Here is an 11,814-nt window from a genome sequence, read left to right on the forward strand (position 1 = left end):
CCGCGCTAACAGGCCCGCGCCTCCTCGCGCAGGTCAGGAGTGGGAAGCGTGGGGGCAGGAAGCGTCGGGGCGGCGCAGCGGCAGGCGGTCAGATCTGCCGCCCGTTCCTGTGCCGCGACGGCCTCTGGCGTCGGCGCGGGCGGCATCACATCGGCCACGAAGCGCGCAAGCTGCAGCACTTTCCCGGCCATCTCCCAATGCGCCTGCGCGGCGTCCTCGGGGTAAAGCAGGGCAACATTGCGCCGTGCGACGATCTCGCGGCACAGCTCGCGGCTGGCGTCGAAGCCCGGCTGGCAATGGCAGCTTTGCCGGTGCAGCGACAACAGCAGCGATCCCTCGACCAGGCCCGGTGCCGCCCCCATGCCGCAGCGCATCAGCCAGGTCACCAGGATTTCCTCGGCCATGGCCATGATCCGGTCCAGCCGCGGCAGGGGCTCGTGCCCGGCAAGCCCGGCCTCGAGCCGGGCGACGATCTCGGCAAAGGGGCCGGTCATCCGCAGGCCTCCGGGTCGGGGGTGGGTGCAACCTTTGGTTGATAGATGCAGTGAACCGTCATATCAGGCCCCTCCCCGGGCAGATCATGGTCGCGACATCGCAGATGGTCCGCGCAAATGGCCTTCGGTTTCTGGCGGCGCTCGGCCGTTCCGAACCGTTCTGGCCCGGCCTTTCGAAGTCCCCGGCCCCTGCCGCGCCCGTATCAAAGACCGGACGGGCGGATGCTCTCTTGTGTCCCGGGGCAAGCGCACTCGCCCTTAGGGTGAGTCAGGTTCCCTCACCAACCCATCGATTGTCAAAGGAATTCGTTGCTGCGCCGCGGCACCCCAAAGCACCGGGCGGGGGCGCACAAACCCTTGCGCTTTGCCCGCCGCGGGTCTTTGATCGCGGCGGGTCCGGCCCCGCGCCGCCCGCGAACACAAGGTGAGACCATGCTGAAGAACATCGACCCGATCCTGACGGCGGATCTGCTTTACACGCTGCGCGCCATGGGCCACGGCGACGAGATCGTGATCGTCGACGCCAATTTTCCCGCCGAAAGCTGCGCGCAGGAGCTGATCCGGATGCCCGGCCTGAGCGCGACGCAGGTGATGGACGCGATTCTCTCGGTGATGCCGCTTGATGATTTCGTGCCGGAAGCCGCCTTTCACATGGAGGTGGTGGGCGATCCCGCGGCCGAACAGCCGATCTTCGCCGATTTCCGCGCCATTCTGGCGCGTCACGAAGGCCCGGCGGCGAAACTGGGCCGGGTCGAGCGGTTCGATTTCTACGCCCGGTCGAAACAGGCCTTTGCCATCGTCGCCACCGGCGAGACCCGGCTTTACGGCTGCCTGATCCTGAAAAAGGGCGTGATCCGTCCGCAGGCGTGACAAGGAACCGCCCGCAAGCGGGGACTTGCGGGCGGTCACACTCCCGAAGCGCCGGGGGAGGAGAAGGAGGGCGCCGGGAATGGCTCAGCCGGGCAGCGCGGCCTGGGCGACGGCATGGGCCCAGGCGCGGCGTTGCCGGTCGCGCTCGGCCGGTCGCAGGCCGGGGTGGAACGGCGGTTTCGGCGCGGCGAGCGGCAGCCGGTGGCCAAGGGCCGCCATCGCCATCGCGGCCACGCCCATCGCCCCCACCTCTTCCAGCGCCGCGACCTGCACCGGACGGCCGATCAGATCGGCCTGCAGCTGCATCAGGAAATCATTGCCCGAAGCGCCGCCATCGGCCGAAAGCGCCGCCAGCGGATGGCCGATATCGGCCTGCATCGCCTCGAAGACATCGGCGATCTGATGCGCGATGGCGTCAAGCGCCGCCCGCGCCAGATGGGCGGGGCCGGTGGCATGGCTCATGCCGGTCAGCGTGCCGCGGGCCGCGTCGTTCCAATGCGGCGCGCCAAGCCCCGCCAGCGCCGGAACGAAGCTCACGCCGCCCGCATCGGGCACGGTCTGCGCCAGATCCGAGAGCGCCCGGGCATCCGCGAGCCCCAGCAGTTTCGCCATGAAGGCCGCCGCCTGCGCGGAGACGGTGATATTGCCTTCCAGCGCATAGGCCGTGCCCTGCCGGTCCGTCCAGCCGATCGTCCCCGAAAGCCCGTGGCGTGACGTCACGCGCGCCGGCGTCAGCGTCATCAGCGAGGAGCCCGTGCCATAGGTCGCCTTGACCGCACCGGGCGCGCGCACGCCATGGCCGTAAAGCGCGGCATGGCTGTCGCCCATCATCGCGTGAATGGACACGCCCGCAGGCAGCGCCGTCACCCCCGCGGCCGTCGTGCCGAACAGGCTGTCCGAGGGCAAGGGCTGCGGCAGGCAGGCCATCGGCACGGCAAAGATCGCGGCAAGCTCGGGCGAGAAGCTCAGGCTTGCGGTGTCGAACAAAAGCGTGCGCGCGGCGTTCGAATGATCGGTCGCATGCACCGCGCCGCCGGTCAGGTTCCACAAAAGCCAGGCATCGACCGTGCCCGCCCGCAGCCGCCCGCTGTCCTGCGCGGCCGCCACGGCGGGGATGTTGCGCAAAGCCCAGGCCAGTTTCGAGGCCGGAAACAGCGGGTTGAGACCAAGCCCCGTCGCCGCCGCGACCACCGGGCCGATGCCGGTCGCCGCCAGCGCCGCGCAATCCTCGGCCGTGCGCCGGCATTGCCAGATCATCGCCGGGCAGAGCGGCTGATGGGTGACCGCATCCCACAGCACCAGCGTCTCGCGCTGGTTGGCGATGGCGATGGCATCGACCGGGCCGGGCGCCGCCTGCAACGCCTGCGCGATCACCTGCTGCACCGAGGCCCAGAGGGCCTCGGCCGATTGTTCCGCCCAGCCGGATTGCGGGTACTGCGTCACCAGCGGGGCCGCGGCGCGGGCCAGCACCGACCCGTCGCCCGCGACCACCAGAGCCTTGGTGTTCGTCGTGCCCTGATCGATGGCCAGAACCCGCAGCGCGCTCATTTCGTCCCCCGCGCCAAGACCTTGCGCACCGCCGCCGAGATCCCCGCGACGGAAAGCCCGTATTCCTCGAACAGCCATTCGGTCGAGCCGGTGGGCACGAAGCCCGGAAAGCCCAGCCGTTCGACCGGCACCGGGCATTCGCCCGCGGTGATTTCCGCCACCGCGCCGCCCAGGCCCCCGCGGACCGAGGCTTCCTCGACCGTGACGATGGCGCCGGTTTCGCGCGCCGCCGCCAGAATGGCGTCAACATCGATGGGATTGATCGTGGCCATGTTCAGAACCCTTACCGAAAGGCCCTTGTCCGACAGCCGGTCCGCGGCCTCGGCCGCCAGATGCACCGTCGTTCCGCAGGCAATCACCGTGACATCGCCGCCCTTGCGCACCACCTCGGCCTTGCCGGGGGTGAATTTGCGGCCCGGAATGTCGAGATCGGGCACCGGCATGCGCGACAGCCGCAGATAGACCGGCCCGTCATGGCCCGCCGCCCATTTCACCGCTTCCGCGGTTTCCCAGGCATCGGCGGGGGCGATGGTGGTGATCGTCGTCAGGGGCCGCAGCCAGGCGAAATCCTCGATCGAATGGTGCGTCGCGCCCAATTCGCCATAAGCCACGCCCGAGGATTGACCGACCAGCTTCACGTTGAACCCGGCATAGGCCACATCGGCCTTGACCTGTTCGAGCGCGCGCCCGGTCAGAAAGCACGAGGCCGCCGAGACGAAGGGGATCCGGCCCCCGTTCGCCAGCCCCGCGGCCACGCCCACCATCAGCTGTTCGGCAATGCCGACATTGATCAGCCGGTCGGGGAATTTCTTCTGAAACCCGTTCAGCTTCGACGAGCCGACCGAGTCGTTCACCACGGCGACGATGCGCTCATCCTCGGCCGCCAAAGCCTCGAGCGTTTCCACCCAGGCATTGCGGCAATCGGCCAGACCCGCCTTGATCGGTGCAGCATGCGACATCACACCAGCTCCTTCATCGCTTGCGCGAATTGCGCATCATCGGGCACGCCGTGGTGCCATTTCGCCTGATTTTCCATGAAGGACACGCCCTTGCCCTTGACCGTATTGGCGATCACGCAAAGCGGCTTGCCCCGGCCCTTGGGCGCGGCCGAGAGCACATCCAAAAGCGCACCAAGATCATGGCCATCGACCACCGCCACCTCAAACCCGAAGGCGCGGTATCTCTCGTCCAGCGGTTCCATCCCCGAGGTCTCCTCGGTCGATTGGCCCTGCTGCAGCCGGTTGCGGTCGATGATCAGCGTCAGGTTTTCAAGCTTGCGGAACCCGGCCGTCATCGCCGCTTCCCAGTTCGAGCCCTCCTGCTGTTCGCCGTCGCCGGTCAGAACGAAGGTGCGATAGTCCGCCCCGGTCAGCTGCCCCGCAATCGCGATGCCCGTCGCCACCGGGAAACCGTGGCCCAAGGGCCCGGTGTTCGTCTCGATCCCCGGCAGATAGTTGCGGTTCGGGTGCCCGTTCAGCTTCGAGCGCGGCTGCATGTAGGTCTGCAACCAGCCCTCGGGGAAATAGCCCGCGGCACAAAGCGCGGTGTAAAGCGCGCCGGTCGCATGGCCCTTCGACATGATGAACCGGTCCCGCTCGGCCCAGTCGGGGCGGGTCGCGTCATGGCGCATCACCCCGAAATAAAGCGTCGCCAGAATGTCGATGGCGGAAAAATCGCCGCCCGGATGGCCAAGCTGCGCCCTGTGCACCATGGCAAAGGCGGTCCGGCGCATCCACAGCGCCTTTTCGCGAATGCGGTCCACGGTTTCGGTTTTCGGGGTCATGGCATCCTCTGTCAGAAACGGTGGGGGGTGAAGAGCTGCGGCTCGGGTTCGCCCCCGTGGTGGTAGATCGGCCAGCCAAGGTAACGGACCACGGCCTCGTTCAGCACATCGGCCACATGGCCGCGCACCATTGCGACATGGTGTTCAAAGCCGTTGTGGCTGACGAATTTCATCAGCTTGCGCAGATGGGGCACATGGGCGACGGCGATGCCGCCATCCATCCCGAAGGGATCATCAGTGAAATCCCCCTGCCCCAGATAGCATTTCATCGTGCCGTTGCGGTCATCGGTCGAGAGCCGGAAATAGGTCATCGGACCGGCCTTCACCTTGCCCTTGACCGCGCCGAAACATTTCGACCGCCCGATGGTTTCGCCCAGCACGTCAAGCTCGCCGATCTCGGGCGTGTCCCCGATGAAGCTTTTCGGATAGTTGCCGCAATGGGTGCAGACGCATTTGTCGGGCTCGGTGCCGTAGTTGTTGTTCCAGTCAAGCAGCGCCGCGGGCTGGCCCGAGGCCAAGGCGAGCGCATACATCGAGACCGCGCCGATCACGTCGACCTCGCAGGCGGAGGGCAGCAGCTCCTCGCCCATCATCGACATGGTGACGCAGGTGGCGCAGCCGAAATTGTCCTGCAAAGACCGCCAGCATTGAATGGCCGAGGCGTCGCAGCCGTTCTCCTCGATCCAGCGGTTGACGGCGAGGGTCCATTTCGCCTGTTTCAGGATCTGCCCGGGCTGGATATGCGCCGGGATCTTGCCATAGGCCTTGAGCTTGGTCAGCTTCGCCGCCAGATCCGGGTCGGCGTCGTCAATCGCGCCTGCCAGCTGCAACAGTTCCGACAGATCCGCCGTGACCACGGTCATGCCGCTGGCCTGCAACAGTTTTTCCGAAAACCGCATGGTCTGGAACGGGCTTGTCCGCGCGCCGATGGCACCGATACGGGCGTTGCGCAGCCCCCGCACGGTGCGGCAGATGCGGGCGAAGCGTTCCAGATCGGCACCGAATTCCGCGCCCCCGGTGTCGCAGGTATGCGTGGTGGTCTCGGTGAAGGGCACGCCATATTGCCAGAAGTTGTTGGCCACCGAGAACTTGCCGCAAAAGGCATCGCGGCGGGAGTGCACATCGACCTTGCCGATTTCATCGTTGCTGGCCTGCAGCAGGATCGGCACGTTCAATTTCGCGCGGTTGACCAGCTCGGCGATGGCGATTTCGTCGCCGAAATTCGGCAGGCAGATCACCAGACCGTCGATCTCGTCCCGGTGCGCCTTGAAATGTTTCGCATAAAGCTCGGCATCGGCGATCGACTGCACGGCGCCATTCGCCGTCGCCTCATGGGGCAGGATCACCGCATCGACGCCCAGCCGGGCCAGCTGCGCCAGAACCTCGTCGCGCGCATCCTTGCAGGGCGCGGGGCTGAAAAAGGCGCGGCTGCCGATCACCACGCCCAGCGTGACCTTGCGGTGGATATGCTGGCTCATGTCTCTCCTCCCGACATTCGCTGCCCCGCTGCGCCCGACCTGCGCGCCTCGCGGGTTGCTTTCGATTACTTTCGATTGCTTCGTTTTAATACGAGTCGCCGCCCCGACGCAAGCGCCGCGACAGGCGAAAGCCGCACAAACTAACCCCCTGAGATTGCAGTGCATTCGCAGAAATTCATGCCGCAGCGCCGCAATGACCGCAAACATTCAGGGTCAAGAATGTGATTATTGCGAAAGCAAGCGAAATAATCGAAAGCGAAACGAAAATACTTGACGGCAATCGAAGCCCGGGCGCAGGATCAGCCCGGGGAGTCGCCCCCGGTCGGGGGGCGCGCGACAACGGAGGATACCCATGAACGTGAAGAGACGCCTTCTGGTGTCGGTTTTTGCCGTCGCCATGACCGGTGTGATGCCGGGCTTTGCCGCCGCGGCGGACACGATCGCCATCATCACGCCCAGCCACGACAACCCCTTCTTCAAGGCGGAAGCCGACGGGGCGGCGGCGAAGGCCAAGGAACTGGGCTATGACACCATGGTTCTGGTGCATGACGACGACGCCAACAAGCAATCGGAACTCTTTGACAGCGCCATCGCCGCGGGCGTCAAGGCGATCATCCTCGACAATGCCGGCGCCGATGCGACCGTGGCCGCGGTGCAAAAGGCCAAGGATGCGGGCATCCCCTCGTTCCTGATCGACCGCGAAATCACCGCCTCGGGGATCGCGGTCAGCCAGATCGTGTCGAACAACTACCAGGGCGCGCAGCTGGGCGGCGAGGAATTCGTCAAGCTGATGGGCGAAAAGGGCGATTATGCCGAGCTTCTGGGCAAGGAATCCGACACCAATGCGGGCATCCGCTCGCAGGGCTATCACGACATCATCGACCAGTATCCGGACCTGAAACTGGTGGCGAGCCAGACCGCGAACTGGTCGCAGACCGAAGCCTACACCGTGATGGAATCGATGCTGCAGGCGCACCCGGAAATCAAGGGCGTGATCTCGGGCAACGACACGATGGCTATGGGTGCCTGGGCCGCTCTGGAAGCCGCCGGGCGGACCGATGTGGTCGTGGTGGGCTTTGACGGCTCGAACGACGTGCGCGACTCGATCAAGAAGGGCGGGATCAAGGCCACCGTCCTGCAACCGGCCTATGCGCAGGCGCAGATGGCGGTCGAACAGGCCGACAAATACCTGAAAACCGGCTCGACCGGCGTTGACGAAAAGCAGCTGATGGATTGCGCGCTGATCAATGCCGACAATGCCGCCAAGCTTGAAACCTTCGCGCTGTCGAACTGATCAAAGACCGTCCCCGGCGCGCCGATATCCCTCGGCGCGCCGGATTCCAAAGGATCCACGGCCATGAAATCCCCCCTAGTGACGGCCCTGTGCCTTGCGGTTGCGCTTGGCACCACGGGCTGCAAGATCGTGCCGAAAACGGCGGAAAACTCTGCCGCCCCCGCCGCCGACGCCAGTGGCGACGCGGCCCGCATCACCACGCTTCTGGCCGAGAGTTACGAGGCGAAGCTTCTGCCACTGATCGCGGTGCAGGCGCAGACGGCGCGCACCCTGCGCGGCCAGATCGCCGCCGGGCTGGACACGGCAGGCGCGGCTTACGGCGCGCGCGGCGCGGGCAATGGCTCGCCCTGGAATTTCGCGCTCAAGGATCAGGGCAAGGTCATCAAGGCCGAGCTTGGCACGCGCGCGCGCATCCTTGATCTTGATACCGATGGCGACGGCGCGGCGGATCTGACGCTGCAGCTGGGCCCGGTGATCAAGGGCAATGCGCTGCGCGATGTGGCGCCGAAGATCTATGATTTCACCGCCTTCCGCGACCAGATGGAATTCGGCAAGCTGGGCCGGGCGCTGAACGACCGCGCCGCGGCCGGGCTGAGCGTTCCCACCGAAGACCCGACCGGCAAGACCGTCGCCTTTACCGGCGTCTTTTCGCTGCGCACGGCCTCTGACAAATGGCTGGTCACCCCCATCGCGCTGACGGTGCTGCCATGACGGAACAGCATCCGATCGGGCTGAAGATGCGCGGGGCGGTCAAGGTCTACCCCGGCACCCGCGCGCTCAAGGGCGTGGATTTCGATCTGCGCATGGGCGCGGTCAATGTGCTGGTGGGCGAAAACGGCGCCGGCAAATCGACGCTGATGAAGCTGATCGCCGGGGTCGAGGACATGACCGAAGGCACGATCACCATGGACGGGCGCGAGATGCGCTTTCGCACCAAGGCGGACGCCGTGGCGGCGGGGATCGGCATCGTGTTTCAGGAACTGAACCTGTTTCCGAACCTGACGGTGGCGGAAAACATCTTCATCGGCCATGAAACCACGCGCGGCGGCATCGACATCGACATCGAGGCGCATCGGCGCGCGACGCGCGTGCTGATGGAGCGGCTCGAACAGAACATCCACCCCGACACGCCCTTGGGCAATCTGCGCATCGGGCAACAGCAGATCGTGGAAATCGCCAAGGCGCTGGCGCAGAACGCCCGCATCCTGATCCTCGACGAGCCCACCTCGGCGCTGTCGGCGGCCGAGGTCGAGGTGCTGTTCCGCGTCATCGACGAGCTGAAAGCCCAGGGCGTCGGCATCGTCTACATCAGCCACCGGCTGGAAGAGCTGATCCGCGTCGGCGATTACATCACCGTGCTGCGCGACGGCACCATCACCGGCGCGCGCAGCATGGAAGGGGTCGACATCCCCTGGATCGTGCAGGCGATGATCGGGTCAAGTTCGAAAGAATACGGCCGCTCCGAGGTCGCGCATTTCGGCCCCGAGATCTTTCGCGCCGAAGCCATCACCCTGCCCCGCGCGGGGGGCGGCTTCACTGTCGATCACGTCTCGCTGTCCATTCGCGCGGGCGAGATCGTCGGGCTTTACGGGCTGATGGGCGCGGGGCGGTCGGAATTTCTGGAATGCGTGATGGCGCAGCACCCGCATTCGGGCGGCCGCTTCTTCGTCGAGGGCAAGCCCTTGACCGAACGCGACGTGCCCGGGCGCATCGCGCGCGGCATCGCGCTGATCCCCGAAGACCGCAAGCGCGACGGGCTGATCCAGATCATGTCGATCCGGGAGAACCTGACGCTCTCGTCCCTGCCCGGCTTTGCGAAACTCTTCCACCTCGATCTGAAACGCGAGGCGCAGACCGCGCTGGATTTCATCAAGCGGCTGACGATCAAGGTGGCGAGCCCGGAAAACCCGGTCTCGTCGCTTTCGGGCGGCAACCAGCAAAAGGTCGTCATCGGCAAGGCGCTGATGACCGGGCCGAAGGTGCTGTTGATGGACGAGCCCTCGCGCGGCATCGACATCGGCGCCAAGGCCGAGGTCTTCCGCACCATGCGGCGTCTGGCCGCCGAGGGTCTGGGCATCCTCTTCGTGACCTCGGACCTCGACGAGGTCCTGGCCCTTTCCGACCGCATCATCGTCATGGCGCAGGGCCGCGTGACCGGTGAGTTCCCCTCCGGCACCGAAGCCGCGAAGGTGATCTCGGCCACCACCGTCCCCGTTGCGCAAAATTCGAAGGACATCGCCGCATGAGTGCCGCACCCGCCTCCTCGCCCGCGCCGGGCTCGCCCCTGCTTCTGACGCTGCTGCAGGCGCGCACCTATGTCGCGCTGATCCTGGTCTTCGGCTTCTTCGCGATCATGGCGCCGAATTTCCTGTCGGTCGCCAACAGCGTGATCGTGGCGAAACATGCCGCGCTGACCGCCTTTCTGGCGATCGGCATGACCTTTGTCATCATCACCGGCGGCATCGACCTCTCGGTCGGCTCGACCGTCGGGCTGTGCTCGATGGTCTCGGGCTGGCTGATCCTTTACGGCATCGACCTTGGCACGGTCGGCACGATGCAGTTCAACACGCTGGAAATCACCCTGATCGTGATGTGTGTCGGCGTTTTCGTGGGCTTCGTGAACGGGATATTGATCACCAAGCTGAACGTCGCCCCCTTCATCGCCACGCTGGGCACGCTTTACATCGCCCGCGGTGCGGCACTGCTGTCGTCGGGCGGGCGGACCTTCCCGAACCTCTCGGGCAATCCGGACTACGGTTCGGCCAGCTTCCCGGCGATCGGGGCGGGCACCTTCCTTGGCCTGCCGGTGCAGATCTGGATGCTGATCGCGGTGGGGCTTGTGGCCGCCTATATCGCCAAACGCACGCCGCTTGGCCGCCATATCTATGCGGTGGGCGGCAATGAACGCGGCGCGGCGCTCTCGGGTGTCAAGGTCAACCGGGTCAAGCTTTTCGTCTACATGTTCTCGGGCTTTTGCGCCGCCATCGTCGGGCTGATCATCGCCTCGCAACTGCAGGCGGCGCATCCGGCGACGGGGGAAACCTTTGAACTCAACGCCATCGCGGCGGCGGTTCTGGGCGGCACCTCGCTCTCGGGCGGGCGCGGCAAGATCGGCGGCACCATCGTCGGCGCCTTCGTGATCTCGATCCTGTCGGACGGGCTGGTGATGATGAGCGTGTCCTCGTTCTGGCAGACCGTGATCAAGGGTCTGGTGATCGTCGCCGCCGTGGTCATCGATCAGGCGCAAAGCAAGCTTCAGGCCCGCGTGGCATTGCAACAGGAGGCCGCGCTGGGCCGGTGAGGATTGGGCCGTTGACCGGCCCGCCCCCCGCCCCTAAGGAGGTCAGGGACATTCCCTGACCTTCCCATACCCCGCAACCGATAGGCGAATCCCGTGTCGACGAAACCCGTTCCGATCCGTGACGACAGCAAGGCCGGTCTGCTCTCTGAACCGCGGCGGCGTCGCATCCTTGAATGGATCGAGGAAGAGGGCTCGGCGCGGGTGCGCGATCTGGCGGTGGCCTTTCAGGTCTCCGAGGCGACGATCCGGCAGGATCTGGAAAAGCTGGAAGCCGAGGGGTTCATCACCCGCGAACATGGCGGCGCGTTTCTGAACGCGCCCTCCTCGCGCGCCGAGGGGCTGGTGCTGCATCATCAGGACAACATGGACAAGAAGCGGCGGATCGGCGCGCTGGCCGCTTCGCTCGTCAGTGACGGCGAGACGATCATTCTGGATGCGGGCACGACGACGACCGAGGTGGCGACGCGGCTGGTGACGCGGCGCAATCTGACGGTGATCACCAATGCGCTCAATATCGCGATCATTCTGGGCTCCGTGCCGGGGACGGCAGTGCACATGCCGGGCGGGCAGTTCAAGGCCCCCACCCTCTCGCTCTCGGGCGACAAGTCGGTGGATTACTTCCGCAACATCTTTGCCGGAAAGCTGTTTCTGGCGACGGCCGGGGTGGCGCTGGATGCCGGGCTGACCTATCCGAGCTTCGCCGATCTGCAGCTGAAAGAGGCGATGATCCGCGCGGCCTCCCGCGTCTATCTGGTCGCCGACAGCTCGAAGATCAACAAGAGCTCCTTCACCCGGCTGGGCTCGCTGGCGGTGATCCATGCCTTCATCACCGATGACGGGATTTCCGACAAGGACGCCAAGGAATTCGAGGCCCGCGGCATCGAATTGCTGATCGCGACCTGAGCGGCGCCCGATTGACCGAGGCCATCGCCGAGGTCATGCGGAACATCAGCCCGGTGACCGCCGAGTGCTTCAGGCACTCGGCCAGCGCCCGCCCCGCCCATGGCGGGCGCTTCTCGCCCGCCGGGGCTGGCGCCGGCCTCTGG

Annotated in this window: 11 protein-coding genes; 6 read left to right on the forward strand and 5 right to left on the reverse strand. The window is 66.0% G+C overall.

Annotated features, from left to right (window positions below; genetic code table 11):
- Positions 1-5: 5 nt before the first annotated feature.
- Positions 6-494 (reverse strand): hypothetical protein, encoded by a 489-nt coding sequence (locus RCAP_RS13130; RefSeq protein WP_013068360.1) that lies wholly within the window; start codon positions 492-494, stop codon positions 6-8.
- 432 nt (positions 495-926) lie between these two features.
- Here RCAP_RS13130 and RCAP_RS13135 point away from each other — a divergent pair, with 432 nt between their 5' ends.
- The gene (locus RCAP_RS13135) at positions 927-1,364 is read left to right on the forward strand and encodes an RbsD/FucU family protein (protein WP_013068361.1); all 438 of its coding nucleotides are present in this window, start codon (positions 927-929) and stop codon (positions 1,362-1,364) included.
- Positions 1,365-1,448: 84 nt separating this feature from the next.
- Here the strand turns inward: RCAP_RS13135 and RCAP_RS13140 are convergent, their stop codons facing one another.
- From RCAP_RS13140 to RCAP_RS13155, 4 genes are read right to left on the reverse strand one after another with little or no spacing between them, the layout of a single operon-like run.
- Positions 1,449-2,912: an FGGY-family carbohydrate kinase gene (locus tag RCAP_RS13140; protein WP_013068362.1), complete on the reverse strand. Its 1,464-nt coding sequence runs from the start codon at positions 2,910-2,912 to the stop codon at positions 1,449-1,451.
- Positions 2,909-3,871, reverse strand: a complete 963-nt coding sequence (locus RCAP_RS13145; protein ID WP_013068363.1) for a transketolase family protein — start codon at positions 3,869-3,871, stop codon at positions 2,909-2,911. The genes RCAP_RS13140 and RCAP_RS13145 overlap by 4 nt, the downstream gene beginning before the upstream one ends.
- Positions 3,871-4,695 (reverse strand): transketolase, encoded by an 825-nt coding sequence (locus tag RCAP_RS13150; protein ID WP_013068364.1) that lies wholly within the window; start codon positions 4,693-4,695, stop codon positions 3,871-3,873. Before RCAP_RS13150 ends, RCAP_RS13145 begins: the two co-directional genes overlap by 1 nt.
- A gap of 11 nt (positions 4,696-4,706) precedes the next feature.
- Positions 4,707-6,173: an L-fucose/L-arabinose isomerase family protein gene (locus RCAP_RS13155; protein ID WP_013068365.1), complete on the reverse strand. Its 1,467-nt coding sequence runs from the start codon at positions 6,171-6,173 to the stop codon at positions 4,707-4,709.
- Between the two features lie 352 nt (positions 6,174-6,525).
- On the opposite strand from RCAP_RS13155, the gene RCAP_RS13160 reads away from it, so the two are divergent.
- The 5 genes from RCAP_RS13160 (at position 6,526) to RCAP_RS13180 (ending at position 11,671) form a co-directional block, all read left to right on the forward strand.
- A complete protein-coding gene (locus RCAP_RS13160; RefSeq protein ID WP_013068366.1) occupies positions 6,526-7,467 on the forward strand; it encodes a D-ribose ABC transporter substrate-binding protein in 942 nt (313 codons plus the stop codon).
- A gap of 63 nt (positions 7,468-7,530) precedes the next feature.
- Complete coding sequence (locus RCAP_RS13165) at positions 7,531-8,178, forward strand: DUF2291 domain-containing protein (RefSeq protein WP_013068367.1); 648 nt, start codon at positions 7,531-7,533, stop codon at positions 8,176-8,178.
- Entirely contained in the window at positions 8,175-9,713 is a 1,539-nt protein-coding gene (locus RCAP_RS13170; protein WP_013068368.1) for a sugar ABC transporter ATP-binding protein, read from the forward strand. The genes RCAP_RS13165 and RCAP_RS13170 overlap by 4 nt, the downstream gene beginning before the upstream one ends.
- Positions 9,710-10,768, forward strand: a complete 1,059-nt coding sequence (locus RCAP_RS13175; RefSeq protein WP_013068369.1) for an ABC transporter permease — start codon at positions 9,710-9,712, stop codon at positions 10,766-10,768. Before RCAP_RS13170 ends, RCAP_RS13175 begins: the two co-directional genes overlap by 4 nt.
- A gap of 93 nt (positions 10,769-10,861) precedes the next feature.
- Positions 10,862-11,671, forward strand: coding sequence for a DeoR/GlpR family DNA-binding transcription regulator (locus tag RCAP_RS13180; protein ID WP_013068370.1), 810 nt, complete (start codon positions 10,862-10,864; stop codon positions 11,669-11,671).
- Positions 11,672-11,814 lie beyond the last annotated feature (143 nt).

It is taken from the genome of Rhodobacter capsulatus SB 1003, assembly GCF_000021865.1.
Classification (GTDB): Bacteria; Pseudomonadota; Alphaproteobacteria; order Rhodobacterales; family Rhodobacteraceae; genus Rhodobacter; species Rhodobacter capsulatus_B.

Coding starts and splice junctions, on each gene's coding strand:
- RCAP_RS13175 (WP_013068369.1), top strand. CDS start 9,710: ATGAGTGCCGCACCCGCCTCCTCGCCCGCGCCGGGCTCGCCCCTGCTT.
- RCAP_RS13140 (WP_013068362.1), bottom strand. CDS start 2,912: ATGAGCGCGCTGCGGGTTCTGGCCATCGATCAGGGCACGACGAACACC.
- RCAP_RS13165 (WP_013068367.1), top strand. CDS start 7,531: ATGAAATCCCCCCTAGTGACGGCCCTGTGCCTTGCGGTTGCGCTTGGC.
- RCAP_RS13145 (WP_013068363.1), bottom strand. CDS start 3,871: ATGTCGCATGCTGCACCGATCAAGGCGGGTCTGGCCGATTGCCGCAAT.
- RCAP_RS13130 (WP_013068360.1), bottom strand. CDS start 494: ATGACCGGCCCCTTTGCCGAGATCGTCGCCCGGCTCGAGGCCGGGCTT.
- RCAP_RS13170 (WP_013068368.1), top strand. CDS start 8,175: ATGACGGAACAGCATCCGATCGGGCTGAAGATGCGCGGGGCGGTCAAG.
- RCAP_RS13135 (WP_013068361.1), top strand. CDS start 927: ATGCTGAAGAACATCGACCCGATCCTGACGGCGGATCTGCTTTACACG.
- RCAP_RS13155 (WP_013068365.1), bottom strand. CDS start 6,173: ATGAGCCAGCATATCCACCGCAAGGTCACGCTGGGCGTGGTGATCGGC.
- RCAP_RS13160 (WP_013068366.1), top strand. CDS start 6,526: ATGAACGTGAAGAGACGCCTTCTGGTGTCGGTTTTTGCCGTCGCCATG.
- RCAP_RS13150 (WP_013068364.1), bottom strand. CDS start 4,695: ATGACCCCGAAAACCGAAACCGTGGACCGCATTCGCGAAAAGGCGCTG.